This window comes from Gemmobacter denitrificans, from assembly GCF_036964905.1.
Classification (GTDB): domain Bacteria; phylum Pseudomonadota; class Alphaproteobacteria; order Rhodobacterales; family Rhodobacteraceae; genus Gemmobacter; species Gemmobacter denitrificans.
The window spans coordinates 22149-35450 of record NZ_JBALHR010000001.1 but is presented as its reverse complement, the minus strand read 5'-3'; the positions used below and the strand labels follow the sequence as shown (position 1 = coordinate 35450).

The 13302-nt window shown below is 64.0% G+C and carries 11 protein-coding genes; 5 read left to right on the top strand and 6 right to left on the bottom strand.

Features of this window, described 5'->3' with window-relative positions:
* Positions 1-37: 37 nt before the first annotated feature.
* The 4 genes from V6590_RS00165 to V6590_RS00150 all read right to left on the bottom strand — a co-directional run bounded on the left by V6590_RS00165 (position 38) and on the right by V6590_RS00150 (position 5830).
* Entirely contained in the window at positions 38-946 is a 909-nt protein-coding gene (locus V6590_RS00165; RefSeq protein WP_335417721.1) for a dihydroneopterin aldolase, read from the bottom strand.
* Positions 947-1081: 135 nt separating this feature from the next.
* Positions 1082-1810, bottom strand: a complete 729-nt coding sequence (locus V6590_RS00160; RefSeq protein WP_335417718.1) for a cell wall hydrolase — start codon at positions 1808-1810, stop codon at positions 1082-1084.
* Between the two features lie 210 nt (positions 1811-2020).
* Entirely contained in the window at positions 2021-4624 is a 2604-nt protein-coding gene (locus V6590_RS00155) for a putative PEP-binding protein (RefSeq protein ID WP_335417715.1), read from the bottom strand.
* Between the two features lie 117 nt (positions 4625-4741).
* Positions 4742-5830, bottom strand: a complete 1089-nt coding sequence (locus tag V6590_RS00150) for a hypothetical protein (protein WP_335417713.1) — start codon at positions 5828-5830, stop codon at positions 4742-4744.
* A 273-nt stretch (positions 5831-6103) separates the two neighbouring features.
* On the opposite strand from V6590_RS00150, the gene xth reads away from it, so the two are divergent.
* Positions 6104-6913 carry an exodeoxyribonuclease III gene (xth, locus tag V6590_RS00145; protein ID WP_335417711.1) on the top strand — a complete coding sequence of 270 codons (810 nt, stop codon included), beginning with the start codon at positions 6104-6106 and terminating at the stop codon, positions 6911-6913.
* An 18-nt stretch (positions 6914-6931) separates the two neighbouring features.
* On the opposite strand, the gene V6590_RS00140 is transcribed toward xth, so the two are convergent.
* Both V6590_RS00140 and dksA read right to left on the bottom strand, forming a co-directional pair.
* Positions 6932-8119: an FAD-dependent monooxygenase gene (locus V6590_RS00140; protein WP_335417708.1), complete on the bottom strand. Its 1188-nt coding sequence runs from the start codon at positions 8117-8119 to the stop codon at positions 6932-6934.
* A gap of 90 nt (positions 8120-8209) precedes the next feature.
* On the bottom strand, positions 8210-8632 hold the full coding sequence (gene dksA / locus V6590_RS00135) for an RNA polymerase-binding protein DksA (RefSeq protein ID WP_335417704.1): 423 nt from the start codon (positions 8630-8632) through the stop codon (positions 8210-8212).
* 164 nt (positions 8633-8796) lie between these two features.
* Between dksA and V6590_RS00130 the strand changes: the two genes are divergently transcribed.
* The 4 genes from V6590_RS00130 to V6590_RS00115 all read left to right on the top strand — a co-directional run bounded on the left by V6590_RS00130 (position 8797) and on the right by V6590_RS00115 (position 13300).
* Positions 8797-9633 carry an AAA family ATPase gene (locus tag V6590_RS00130; protein ID WP_335417702.1) on the top strand — a complete coding sequence of 279 codons (837 nt, stop codon included), beginning with the start codon at positions 8797-8799 and terminating at the stop codon, positions 9631-9633.
* A gap of 835 nt (positions 9634-10468) precedes the next feature.
* Positions 10469-11872, top strand: coding sequence for a DUF2927 domain-containing protein (locus tag V6590_RS00125; protein WP_335417700.1), 1404 nt, complete (start codon positions 10469-10471; stop codon positions 11870-11872).
* Positions 11873-11941: 69 nt separating this feature from the next.
* A complete protein-coding gene (locus tag V6590_RS00120) occupies positions 11942-12106 on the top strand; it encodes a hypothetical protein (protein ID WP_335417697.1) in 165 nt (54 codons plus the stop codon).
* Positions 12107-12118: 12 nt separating this feature from the next.
* Positions 12119-13300, top strand: coding sequence for a vWA domain-containing protein (locus V6590_RS00115; RefSeq protein ID WP_335417694.1), 1182 nt, complete (start codon positions 12119-12121; stop codon positions 13298-13300).
* The last annotated feature ends 2 nt before the right edge of the window (positions 13301-13302 follow it).

Below are 13302 nucleotides of genomic sequence, written 5' to 3'. Positions count from 1 at the left end.
CGCCTAGCCCCAAGCGCGCAGTCAGGCAAGCCCCGGATCAGGCGCGCTCCACCGGCACGCGGCTTCCCGCCGGAACTGTTACATTCCCGTGAACGACCATGATTTCCGCCGCTGTCAACTCGGCCAACCACAGCGCCAAGGCAACCGGTTCGCGTGAATGCGGCCCATCCACGGCATCCAATACCAGTTTCGACGGGGCCCAGACGATCATCTTGCCATGGCGCATCGCCCAGTCGATTTCCGTTCGCGTCGCCACCACCACGCAGCGGTCATCCCGTGCGGCCAGTGTCCAGGCGTTCTGTTCGATGGCCAGCAGGTCAATCCGGCGCTGTGTCGGCTTGTGTCCCGTCACCGGGCGCGGCAGATCGGGCAGACCTACGGTCAGGATCACCGGCAAGCCGCGCGCCTGCAGCGCATCCAGCCGCGCGGCCAGATCGGGGGCGGCAATGGTGTCATTGTCAAACCAGGCGACCAAAGGATGCAGCGCCTGCAAGGCCCCATTGGCATCGACCGCCTTCAAGGGTGCCGCCGCCCGCGACCGCACGATTTCCACCCCAAGCGCGCCCGGGCCACGATCCAGCTTTTCCACCCGGACAAAGGCGCGCATCGCCTGCGGTTCGGCCAGAACCCGCTCTGCCACCTTCTCGGCCAGGGTTTCCAGCAGGTTCAACCGTTCCTCGGCCAGTTCTGCGGCGATGGCCTCGGTGATGCGGTCATAGCTCAGGATACGATCAACGTCATCTTCCAGCGGGGCGGGATGCGGACGCACCTCGACCACGACATTGAAGCGCAGGCGCTGCTTGTGGCCGCGTTCCTGCTGAAACGCGCCGATATCGGCCTCGACCACATGGTCGCGCAGGCTGATACGGTCGCGCGGATCGGCGCTGGCCGAGGCGGCGGCGCGTTCCTCCGGGTGGGCGAAGGCAAGTCGGATATCGCTGGTCATCATGCCCTCCAAGGCCGCGCGCAGGCTTTTGCGTGTTCTAGCCCGGCGCGCGCAGCTATGACCCGGCCTGAAACGTCAGGCAAGAGCCCGGCCCCGACATGGGCGCTGCCAGAGCCGAAAAAAGCACCTATCGGCTCAGGGCCGATAGAACAGATGCGCCCCGATCGCCGCCGTCCGCATGAATTTGCGCGACCAGTCAGGGCGCACATTCACCGTATGGAAATGCGTGGCGCCTGACGTCAACGCGCGCGGAGCACCATCCAGCATCAGCCGGGCGATCTTGCCCGCCCGCAGCCAGGCCTCGCGCTCAGAGGTCGCATCGGATTTGCCATCACAGGTATAAGAGAACTGGCACGATCCGCCGCCGCCCTGTTGCACTACACTGCAGACCGATCCCGGATAGCGGGAGCTGTCCACCCGGTTCAGGATCACCTCTGCCACGGCAAACTGCCCGCGCACGGTTTCGCCCCGGGCTTCGTGGTAAAGGGCCGTGGCCAGGCATTGCCATTGCGCATCACCACGCGCCGGGGGCAGCCGGTTCAGAAAGGCTGCATCATACTGGATGAGCTTCGGCGCAGAAATCTCTGGAAGAGCTGGGCTTTTCGATCTTGCCGACGCCTGTTTCGCCGCGGCCTTCTGCGCAGGCACCTTGCGGCTGGGCTGTTCCCCCTGCGCGAGGGCTGCAAGACGGGGTGCAGGAACCCGGCCCAGCGCCGATTTTTCCATACCCAGAAGGGTGGCCATCTGCCCCCCCAGACCCGCCATCGGGTCATTCGACTGGCTCACCGTCACATCGGCGAAGGCCGCTCCTCCGAGGACGATCGAGGCCAGGGCGGCCATCGTCCAGCATTGTCGCAAGCGCATTAACGTGTGTTCCCGGTCCTGTTTCGCGCCGCGCCAGCCCCGAAATTCACGGGTTTGTGACGCAACAGTCGCGGTTCATAGCGCAAATCCGGGGGCCGAGTCCAGAGCAGTGGTAAAATTGCAACAGTGAATCAACGAAAACCGCGCGGATTCCTGCCGACCCACCTTTGCGACTTGCAAGCGAAATAACGGCTAACCGGCAGATTCCGGTCAGTTTTCCACAGCTTTTTGCACAAGCGGTTCGGTCAGTGCCAGATGTGCTGCCGCCAGCCGCGCCTGCGGCACGCGATAGGGCGAACAGCTGACATAGTCGAACCCGGCGCGGCGGCAGAAGGCGATTGATTCGGGATTTCCGCCATGTTCGCCGCAGATCGACACTGTCAGATCAGACCGCGTGCGCCGACCACGTTCAGCCCCCATCAGCAGCAATTCCCCCACCCCTTCCACATCAAGGATATGGAACGGATCTTCGGGGAAGACACCTTCCTGGACATAGGTGTTCATGAACCGCCCGGCATCGTCGCGCGACAGGCCATAGGTCATCTGCGTCAGGTCATTGGTCCCGAAGGACAGAAAGGCCGCGTGCTGCGCGATTTCCCCTGCACGCAGCGCGGCGCGCGGGGTTTCCACCATTACCCCAAGCCGGTAATCGAAACTCACACCGGTCTTGGTGCGCACGGCTGCCGCGACCGCATCGATCCGGGTCTTGACCAGTTCCACCTCGCGTCGGGCAGACACCAGCGGGATCATGATTTCCGGCACCACCGGGGCACCCTTGCGGACGGTTTCAACCGTCGCCTCAAAGATCGCGCGGGCCTGCATGTCATAGATTTCCGGCAGGACCACCCCCAGCCGCACCCCGCGCATGCCCAACATCGGGTTGAATTCGGCCAAAGCCTCGGCCCGGCGGGTGACCTCGGATAGAGGCCGGGCCAGCGCCTCGGCCAGATCGCGCAGACCTTCGCGGGTATGGGGCAGGAATTCATGCAAAGGCGGGTCGAACAGCCGGATACAGACCGGCAGGCCATGCATGATTTCAAAGAGTTGTCCAAAGTCCTTGCGCTGGATCGGCAGCAGACGTTCCAACGCGGCGGCCCGGTCCTTTGGTGTGTCGGCGAAAATCATTTCGCGCATCACGACCAGCCGGTCCTCTTCAAAGAACATGTGTTCCGTACGGCACAGCCCGATCCCCGCCGCGCCGAAATCGCGCGCGGTCTGGGCATCGGCGGGCGTATCGGCATTCGCGCGGATACCGATATCGCGCAGTTCATCAGCCCATGTCAGCAATTGGCGGAACGCCTCGTCCTGCGCGGGCGGCAGCATTTCGGCTGCACCGACCAGCGCCTCGCCCGTCGTGCCGTCAATCGTGATGATATCGCCTTCGCGGAACACGCGGCCATCACGGGCGGTCAGCTTGCGATCCTTGGAATCGAGCCGCAGGTCCGATGCGCCCACGATACAGGGCAGACCCAGACCGCGCCCGATCACGGCGGCATGGCTGGTCATCCCGCCGCGTTCGGTCAGCACGCCCGAGGCCGAATGCATGCCGCGAATATCTTCCGGCGCGGTTTCCCGCCGCACAAGGATGCAGGGCTCGCCCCGTGCCGCGCTGGCCTGCGCGGCCTGAGACGAAAACACGATCCGTCCCGTCGCCGCCCCCGGGCTGGCGGCAATGCCCCGGGTGAAGACATCGCGCGGCCCCTGCGGATCGACCTGCGGATGCAGCAATTCGGACAGCGCGCGCGGCTCCACCCGCAGAACGGCATCGGCGGTGGAAATGATCCCGTCACGGGCAAGCGCCACCGCGATCTTCAGCCCGGCGCGCGAGGAGCGCTGCACCTTGACCGCATCAAGCACCGCAAGCTGGCCATCCTCGATGGTGAATTCGATCTGCATTTCCTCGCGCAGGCGCTGACGGCACACCTCTCCCTGTCGCACCAGTTCGGCAAACAGGTCGGGGGCCAGATCCTCGAGCGAGGGGCCGCGCTTGTCGCGCGTCAGATAGATCGCCCCGCCCTGCGTCAGCGCATCGCGGCCCTGGCTCTGGCCGAGATAGCGGCCCTTCACCTGACGATCCCCGGTCACCGGGTTGATGAACTGAATGACACCGGACCCCGAAATGCCCTGCCCTAGCCCCTGCGCCATCTGCTGCACCACAAGGCCAAGCGCCGCTTCGGCCGGGGCCCCCTTGGCCTGCCGCAACAGCCGCGCCGTGGTGCCTTCCCAGGCCCGCGACATGGATCGCAGCACATCGGCCAATTGCTGAGCCGGGTCTTCGGGGAAAGGTTCGTCCATTTCCTGCTGATAGGCCCGCAACGCCTCACGCAGGCCTTCGGCGCCGGGGTCCAGCCCTTCGAACATGTCGGGGTCCAGCCGGGCAACGTGGATGGCATAGGATTGCACGAAACGCAGAAACAGCATATCCGCCGCCGCCTGCCCATGGGTATGCACCATCAGCCGGTGCCGCGCAGAATTGAATCCGACATTGAGAATGGTCGCAGGCCCGCCCCAATCCGGGTTTTCGGGGCTGGGCCGCACCGATACCAGCGCTGCCGCACCAAAGACCTGCAGGATGGCACGGCAATCCACCATCTGCCCCGAGGCGATGGCCCGTACGGTCGGCGCCGAAAGCGCCACGGTCTGCGGCACCGGCAAGTCCAGCCGGACCAGACGCTGCAGGCATTTCGCCCGCCAGCCATGCAGGGAGGTGGCGATATGCGCCGTCGGCGTGATATGGGTGAAATCCGTAAGGAGATCGTGTTTCTGCACTGCGGCACCTTCCTGAATGAGCGCAGCATAACCGGATCGCGCCATGGTGCAAGCATCAGCGCCGCGTCACGCCCGGAAGAGATCACCGCCCCCCTGTGTCTGTGTCATCATGCAGCGCGTGCCGGGTACATCCTTCCCGGCACGCGCCCCAAGGCCTTCATGTCAGGACAAACGCACAATAGGCGCCAGAAGCGACGGATCGGCCCCTTCGATTTCGATATCGTCCCAGGTCAGGCCCACCGCATTGAGGCTGAAAGTCACTTCGCGGGTCAGGAGCGTATCGCTGGTGTAACTTGCGGTGATGACCGTCACCGCCTCACCGCTGTTGCGAAGTTGTTCTTCCATCCGGATTTCCGCCAGATCGAAACTGTCATTCACCGAACTGACATTCAGGATCACCCGGTCCTCACCCCTGACGAAATCCTCGAAGTCGATGGTCGAGACCCGGACAATATCATTGTTGTCGCCGGTCAGAAGCTCTTCAAAGGAACCTTCGTCAATCAAGCCTTCATGGACGGTCACTTCCAGCGTGTCGCGGCCCGCTCCGCCATGGAAATCAAAGTGGCTTGAGAACGGTACGCCCGCCCCGTCTTCGCTGAAAATCGTCGTCAAATCGACATGCAGCGTGTCGTCCCCGGCATCACCATGGGCGATCTTGACATATCCCGTGCCCCCATTCGGAGGCAGATCAAGGCTAAGCTCATCATCCCCTTCGCCGCCATAAAGAGAGCCATTTTCCATCTGGGTGCCGTCAAGCGTGTCATCACCCTGACCACCATAAACGGAAACAGGGACAGATGGGTTCGCGCCGACCAGAATATCGTCCCGCCCAGCCCCGCCATACACCTCTAACCCGTAAGGGTTCGGAAGATGGAGGACATCATCCCCCGCACCGCCAAAAACCCGATCTCCCGGTTCTGCCCAATAGAGCTCTTCTTCCCCCTCACTGCTCAGAAGATCGATCGTATCATTGCCAGCCCCCGCTCTGATGTCGTCGATCAGGTCTTCGCTGCTGGTCACATCTCCCGAACTGCCCTGCTCCAGACTGGCGATGAAATCCTGATAGGTCAGGCTGTCATCGCCATCGGTTCCGGTGACCAGACCATCCTCATCGCGAAGAAAGCCATCGCCGATTGCGGCGGACTCCGGCCCTTCGGGCTCTTGCGGCCCATCATCGTCATCTGAACTGCCAGAGGCGAAGGGCACCAGCAGCGCCGCCAGCCCCATAGACATCAATAGCAATAGTTCCATCATTCCCCCACACAAAACACGCGCCGAGCTGAACACGCGGGAATCTCAACAACCTCAGGTGTATCCAGCCCTGCCTGGCGATGCAACACGCAGCCTGCCCGCATTGGGCGGCGACAGCCTTCACCCGATCACCGGGCGCCAGAGGGCGCTGGCAAACCGCACAACAAGGCCAGTATGTCGGGCAGGCTGCGCCCGTCGCGCACCCGGCTAATCCGCCTTGCCAGCCCCGTCCCCCCGGGCGATAGAGGGTCAGCGACTGTGCCGGAGGGTTCCATGAAGATCGCCACCTTCAACATCAACGGCATCAAGGCCCGGATCGAGGCCTTGCCGCGCTGGCTTGCCGCTGCAAATCCCGATGTGGTCGCCTTGCAGGAAATCAAATCGGTGGATGAGGCCTTTCCCCGTGCGCTGTTCGAAGATCTGGGATGGCATGTCGAAACCCATGGCCAGAAAAGCTTCAATGGCGTGGCGATCCTGTCGCGCCTGCCGCTGGAAGATGTGACGCGCGGCCTGCCGGGTGACCCGGAAGATGAACAGGCCCGCTGGATCGAGGCGACCGTGATCGGCCCGGCCCGTGCCGTGCGGCTCTGCGGGCTTTACCTGCCCAATGGCAACCCGGTCGAATTTGATGCCGATGGCCGCCCGATGGCCACAGGCAAATATGGCTACAAGCTGGGCTGGATGGCCCGGATGCAGGCCCGCGCCGCGGCATTGCTGGCCAGTGAGGAACCCGTGGTCATGGCGGGGGATTACAACATCATCCCGCAGGATGAAGATGCAGCCCGCCCCGAGGTCTGGCGCCAGGACGCGCTGGCCCTGCCCGAAAGCCGCGCCGCGTTCCGCAGCATCCTGAACCTGGGCTATACCGAGGCCTTTCGGGCGCGGGTGCAGGGGCCGGGGCACTATTCCTTCTGGGATTATCAGGCCGGGGCGTGGGAACGGAACAACGGCATCCGCATCGACCATCTGCTGCTCAGCCCGCAAGCGGCCGATCTGATGACGGGATGCAGCATCGACAAATCGGTCCGGGGTGAGGAAAAGCCGTCAGACCATGTGCCGGTCTGGATCGACCTGCAGGCCTGACTCTGCCAGCCGCGACGATCAGGCCGCCGTCACATCCAGCCCGTGAATCCAGTCATAGCGCGCAAGCCCCGCTCCGGGCGCGATGCGTCCGCCCAGTTTCAGCCCCAGATGGGCAATGGCGCGCAATGGGCCTGACAGATGATAGGCCCGCGCATTGGCGGTGGCGGCAGTAACGATCCGGCTGCACCGATCGGCACGTGCGGCGCGATAGGCCGCCAGCCCCGCCGCGCCCGGCCCCAGCCGATCCAGCGTATCGGCCAGCACCCAGGCATCTTCCAGCGCCATATTGGCGCCCTGCGCCAGAAAGGGCAGCGTCGGATGGGCGGCGTCGCCCAGGATGACCGCCATCCCTTTGGGCAAGACCCGGCCCCAGTGTTCAGCCACGGGATGGCGGAACAGACCCCAGAGCCAGAGCGTATCAATCTGATCCAGCCAGCCGCGCACCCTGGGCGAGAAGCCTTCAAAGGCCAGTTGCACCGATATCGGATCGTCACGCAGGCTCCAGCCCTCTTCGACCCAATTGTTGCGTTCCTCCACCGCAACGATGTTGCGCAGGCGCCCCCCGCGCAAGGGATAGCTGACCAGATGCCGGCCGGGGCCCATATGCACCTCGGCCACCGGTTGGGCACCAGGCTCTGCCGGGATCACCGCGCGCCAGGCCACCTGACGGGTGAAGAACGGCGCAACCCGGCCATTCAATTCGGCCCGCAGCACCGAATGCAAGCCATCGGCGCCGATCAGCAGATCGGCCACCCGCTCGGCCCCTTGTGCGCTGCGCAGCAATGGCCGGTCGCCCGACAGATCGATCCGGTCCACCTTCTGCAGCAGTCTGACCTGAACCCCGGCACTGCGCGCCCCTTCGGCCAAAAGATCAATCAGATCCGACCTGTGGGTCAGATGCCAGCCCAGATCCGGGCGCAATCTTGCCAGATCCATCCGCAGCACACGGCTGCCATCCAGACCATCGCACAACTCCACCGCCTCGGCCCGCAGGGTTGTGGCGGCCAGTTCGGGGCCAAGACCGAGGGCACGCAGCACGGCGGCGCCGTTGGGGGTGACCTGCAGCCCGGCGCCCACTTCGCGGATCGCCTCGGCCTGTTCGAGCACCGTCACCTCGGCCCCGCGCAGCGCACAGGCCCGCGCAACCGCAAGCCCAGCAACCCCCGCCCCCAGCACCGTCACCGCGCGCCCCGCCAGATGCCCCATCTTCCCCTCCGGTCACGAAAAAGCCGGGCGCAAAGGCCCGGCCCATCCTTTGGTCATTCGCAGCGGGGGCGCAAGCCGCCCGGCCTGCGATCAGTCGTCGCGATGCACCTTTTCGCGGCGCTCGTGCTTTTCCTGCGCTTCCAGCGTCATCGTGGCAATCGGGCGGGCATCCAGCCGCTTCAGGCTGATCGGCTCGCCGGTCATTTCGCAATAACCATATTCGCCTTCGTCGATCCGGCGCAGCGCGGCATCGATCTTGGATACCAGCTTGCGCTGACGGTCGCGGGTCCGCAGTTCCAGCGCGCGGTCCGTCTCTTCGCTCGCACGGTCAGCCAGATCAGGCACGTTGCGGGCGCTTTCCTGCAGGTTGTCGATCGTCTCGGCCGATTGTTCCAGCAGTTCCTGTTTCCAGACCAGAAGCTTGCGCCGGAAATATTCCAGCTGCCGTTCATTCATGAACGGCTCGTCCTCCGCGGGGCGATAGTCATCGGGCAGAAAAATCTCGGCCTTCATCGCTGCACTCTCCAAATCCTCGGACGGCACCGGCAGGGCTATCGTGGTGCGGTCCTGCTGGCGCCCCTGTAACGGAAGCCAAAGGGAATGTCACTAGCGGTTGCGACAAATTAGCAGCGCCTGTAGGGTCCGCCCAAGTCACAAGCGCAACCTGCGGAACCGACATGAAATTTTCTTCAACCGAAAGCTATATCGCACCGCAAGACCTGACGGTTGCGGTGAATGCCGCCGTGGCACTGCAACGCCCGTTGCTGGTGAAGGGGGAACCCGGCACCGGCAAGACCGAACTGGCGCGGCAGGTTTCGGCCAGCCTTGGCCTGCCGATGATCGAATGGAACATCAAGTCCACCACCAAGGCACAGCAGGGCCTGTATGAATATGATGCGGTCAGCCGTCTGCGGGACAGCCAGCTTGGCGAAGAGCGCGTGCATGATGTGCGCAACTACATCCGCAAGGGCAAGCTCTGGCAGGCCTTCGAGGCCGAGACGCGCACCGTTCTGCTGATCGACGAAATCGACAAGGCCGATATCGAGTTTCCCAATGACCTGCTGCAGGAACTCGACCGGATGGAGTTTCACGTCTATGAGACCGGCGAAACCATCCGCGCCAAGGCCCGCCCGGTGGTCATCATCACGTCGAACAATGAAAAGGAGCTGCCCGACGCCTTTCTGCGCCGCTGCTTTTTCCATTACATCCGCTTCCCCGACATGGAAACGCTGCGCGCCATTGTCGGTGTGCATTTCCCCGGCATCAAGGATGCGCTTCTGACAGCGGCCCTGACCCAGTTCTTCGAAATCCGCGAAACGCCGGGGCTGAAGAAGAAACCGTCAACCAGCGAGGTGCTGGACTGGCTGAAGCTTCTGCTCGCCGAAGATCTGGGCCCCGAAGATCTGAAGCGTGACGGGAAAACGGCGCTGCCCAGGCTGCATGGGGCGCTGCTGAAAAACGAACAGGATGTGCATCTGTTCGAACGGCTGGCCTTCATGGCCCGGCGCGGCTGACCCTGACGGAATCGAACATCTGCGCGGCCCGCCCTTCACCAATGGGGCGGGCCGTTGTCTTAACGTCACCCCACAAGCCTCTGGTCTGACACAGGGAATCGCCGTTGCAAGAATCGGGCACAATTGGGGCAGCCTCTTGGGCATTTGCCACATTTCGAACACAATCCGATCACGAAAGCCGAATTTACTGAAATTTTATGAAATATTTCGCGATCAGCCTGGGCCAAATCTGGCGTGATCGTGGCAAGGCACCTCCATGGGTAGTGGGGCCCGAAAGTTACCAATTTCCAAATGTTGACACAGACCGGCCTGCAAAACGACACTGATGTCACGTTCCTTGAGCCTGTCGAGGAACGATTGAATCACAAGACCAGGCGATCGAGCGACTGACACGGAAGTCCGGCTGATCCGGCCCCTACTGCGGGGGACGAAGCAACCTTCATGCGCCGCAAGGCAGCATGGGGACCGGACCACCGAAGGCGCGACCGAAAAGCCCGGGCCTTGTGCCCCTGCCACCCGATGCGGGTCTGCGGGGGGGTGCAGGTAAACCGCCCGGATGTTCCGGGCAGACATGGCGCGCGATCCGGCACCGGTGGGGGCCGGACCGGATCGCGGGGCATGACCTAACACGGCAAGGCCCCCGTGCCTGACCGATGATATTGCCTGGGGATGGGCAGGATCGTGGGGCACGGGGGAGACGCCGACGGGACCATCCGGTCAGGCAGGCTGCGCGGGGGCGCGGCGGCGGGGCTGGTCCGGTTCCGACCTCACCCGGGAACGGACCCTCTGGGCCCTTTCCCCATCATAGAGACCGCTTATTCGGGGCTGCCAACCCATGCGTCTTGCGAAGATTCTTGCCGTCAGCGCGCTGACGGCCTGCGCGCCCAGCGCGCATGTGCCCGCACCCACTGCGGATGTGGCCATGAACAGGCCCACCGAACCGGGCGTCCCGAGGGGTCTGGCTTCGGGCCAGCCGCAGGGGCTCGTCGCGACCGCCCCCTTGCAGATCAGCCGGTCCAATGCCGAAATCGCACAGGATTTCCTTGATCTGGAATTCCGCATGGAAAGCGGCCGCCCGCTGCCGATGATGACCCGCTTTGAAGGGCCGATCCGGGTGGCGATGACCGGCAAGGTTCCCCCGACGGCTCAGGGCGACCTGACCCGCCTGCTGAGCCGCTTCCGCTCCGAGGCGGGGATTGATATCCGTCAGGCCGATGGGCCGGCGCAGATCACCGTGGAATTCGTGCCGCGCAGCACGATCCGCAAGACCTATGCGAACGTGGCCTGTTTCGTGGCCCCGCGCGTATCCTCGTGGGAAGAATACAAATCTGCACGCGGCACCGGGCAGCTTGACTGGGCCACCCTGACCCGTCGCGACCGGGTGGCGATCTTCGCCCCGGCCGATGCCAGCCCGCAGGAAGTGCGCGATTGCCTGCATGAGGAAATGGCACAGGCGCTCGGTCCGCTGAACGATCTGTACCAACTGTCGGACAGCGTGTTCAATGACGACAATTTCCACACCGTTTTGACCGGCTTCGACATGCTGGTTCTGCGGCTGCACTATTCGCCCGGCCTGCGCAACGGCATGACCCGCGACGAGGTGGCTGCCGCCCTGCCCGGCCTGCTGGCCCGCATGAACCCGGGCGGCGCGGGGGGCGGCGCAACCCATGATGGGGGCCGCACCCCGCAGGCCTGGATTCGCGCCATGGAAACCGCACTTGGCGGCGGCGGCACAGGATCGGCACGCAAGGCTGCGGCGCAGCAGGCGCTGGCCATCGCCTCGGCCCAGGGCTGGAACGATACACGGCTGGCCTTTTCTTGGTTTGCCGTGGGTCGGCTGAACATCGGGGCCGATCCGGTTGCTGCCGCCAATGCCTTTGGTGAAGCTGCCCGTATCTATCGCCGTCTGCCGGGGGCCCGCATCCATGCCGCCCATGTGGACATGCAACTTGCCGCGCTGGCGCTGAGCCAGGGTCGTGCCGACCAGGCATTGGCCTTTACCGAACGCGCCCTGCCCGTGGCCCGTCAGGCCCAGAATGCCTCTCTCCTGGCCACGCTCAGCTTCCTCAAGGCCGAAGTGCTTGAAGCGCAGGGCGATGCCCGTGCTGCCGCTGCGCTGCGGCTCGACACGCAGGGCGTGGCGCGCTATGGCTTCGGCTCGGACGCGGTGACGCGGGCCCGGCTGCGCGACATCGCGGCGCTGATGCCCTCGAAACTGCGGTTGGCATTGGGGGGCTGACCCACCGCGCCTGCGCGCGGCCCGGCCCCGGTCGGGCGGCTCCCCTGCCGCCAAGGCAGGAGAAGACAGATGATCGTGATCACCGCCGCCATCTTCGGCGCCCTTCTGGGCGCCTTGCGCGCCCGCCATCACGGGGGCAACCGGCTTGACATGCTGCAGTGGGGTGGCAGCTTTGCCATTGCCTTTGCCCTGATCGGGCTGATCGCGACCATCGTGATCGAACGCCAGTTCTAGGCCTGCCGCGCGATGTTCCTGCCCTTTTTCGACACGCTCAGAAAAACCGGGGTGCCGGTATCCCTTCGGGAATATCTGTCCTTTCTGGAGGGCATGGCGGCGGGGCTGGTGACCTATGACGCGGAAGGCTTCTACTATCTGGCGCGCACGGCGATGGTGAAGGACGAACGCCATCTGGACCGGTTCGATCGCGCCTTTGCCGAAAGTTTCAAGGGGCTGGAGTCGATCACCCCGGATCAGGTTCTGGACGCGATCGATCTGCCAGGCGACTGGCTGGCCAAACTGGCCGAAAAACATCTGACCCCGGAAGAAAAGGCGCAGATCGAGGCGCTTGGCGGCTTTGACAAGCTGATGGAGACGCTGAAACAGCGGCTGGCCGAGCAGAAGGGCCGTCATCAGGGTGGCAACAAATGGATCGGCACGGCGGGAACATCCCCCTTCGGGGCCCATGGCTATAACCCCGAAGGCGTGCGCATCGGGCAGGAAACCAGCCGCCATCAGCGCTCGGTCAAGGTCTGGGACAAGCGCGAATTCCGCAATCTGGATGACAAGGTCGAACTTGGCACCCGCAACATCAAGGTAGCCCTGCGCCGCCTGCGTCGTTGGGCGCGCGATGGGGCGGCGGAGGAACTGGATCTGGACGGCACGATCCGAGCCACCGCCGAACATGGCTGGCTGGATGTGCAAACCCGCCCCGAACGCCGCAATGCGGTGAAGGTGCTGCTGTTTCTGGATGTGGGCGGCAGCATGGACCCCTATATCCGGGTGCTGGAAGAACTGTTCAGCGCCGCGAAATCGGAATTCAAGCATCTGCGGCATTTCTACTTTCACAACTGCCTGTACGAAGGTGTCTGGACTGACAATGCCCGCCGCTGGAACGAACAAACCCCGACATGGGACGTGCTGCGCAGCTATGGCGCGGATTACAAGGCGATCTTTGTGGGCGATGCGTCCATGAGCCCCTATGAAATCCTGCATCCCGGCGGGGCCAATGAACATTGGAACCCCGAAGCGGGCCAGATCTGGCTGCAACGCGCCTGCCAGCAATGGCCGAACCATCTGTGGATCAATCCGGTGCGCGAGGAACATTGGCAATATACTCAGTCGATCCGCCTGATCCGCGAGATTTTCGGCGATGCCATGGTGCCCATGACGCTGGAAGGCATCGCCCGCGGCATCAAGGCGCTGCGATGACC

Bases quoted from the DNA above. Each gene is read 5' to 3' on its own strand.
- V6590_RS00165 (WP_335417721.1), bottom strand. From the start codon at position 946: ATGACCAGCGATATCCGACTTGCCTTCGCCCACCCGGAGGAACGCGCC.
- V6590_RS00160 (WP_335417718.1), bottom strand. From the start codon at position 1,810: ATGCGCTTGCGACAATGCTGGACGATGGCCGCCCTGGCCTCGATCGTC.
- V6590_RS00155 (WP_335417715.1), bottom strand. From the start codon at position 4,624: ATGGCGCGATCCGGTTATGCTGCGCTCATTCAGGAAGGTGCCGCAGTG.
- V6590_RS00150 (WP_335417713.1), bottom strand. From the start codon at position 5,830: ATGGAACTATTGCTATTGATGTCTATGGGGCTGGCGGCGCTGCTGGTG.
- xth (WP_335417711.1), top strand. From the start codon at position 6,104: ATGAAGATCGCCACCTTCAACATCAACGGCATCAAGGCCCGGATCGAG.
- V6590_RS00140 (WP_335417708.1), bottom strand. From the start codon at position 8,119: ATGGGGCATCTGGCGGGGCGCGCGGTGACGGTGCTGGGGGCGGGGGTT.
- dksA (WP_335417704.1), bottom strand. From the start codon at position 8,632: ATGAAGGCCGAGATTTTTCTGCCCGATGACTATCGCCCCGCGGAGGAC.
- V6590_RS00130 (WP_335417702.1), top strand. From the start codon at position 8,797: ATGAAATTTTCTTCAACCGAAAGCTATATCGCACCGCAAGACCTGACG.
- V6590_RS00125 (WP_335417700.1), top strand. From the start codon at position 10,469: ATGCGTCTTGCGAAGATTCTTGCCGTCAGCGCGCTGACGGCCTGCGCG.
- V6590_RS00120 (WP_335417697.1), top strand. From the start codon at position 11,942: ATGATCGTGATCACCGCCGCCATCTTCGGCGCCCTTCTGGGCGCCTTG.
- V6590_RS00115 (WP_335417694.1), top strand. From the start codon at position 12,119: ATGTTCCTGCCCTTTTTCGACACGCTCAGAAAAACCGGGGTGCCGGTA.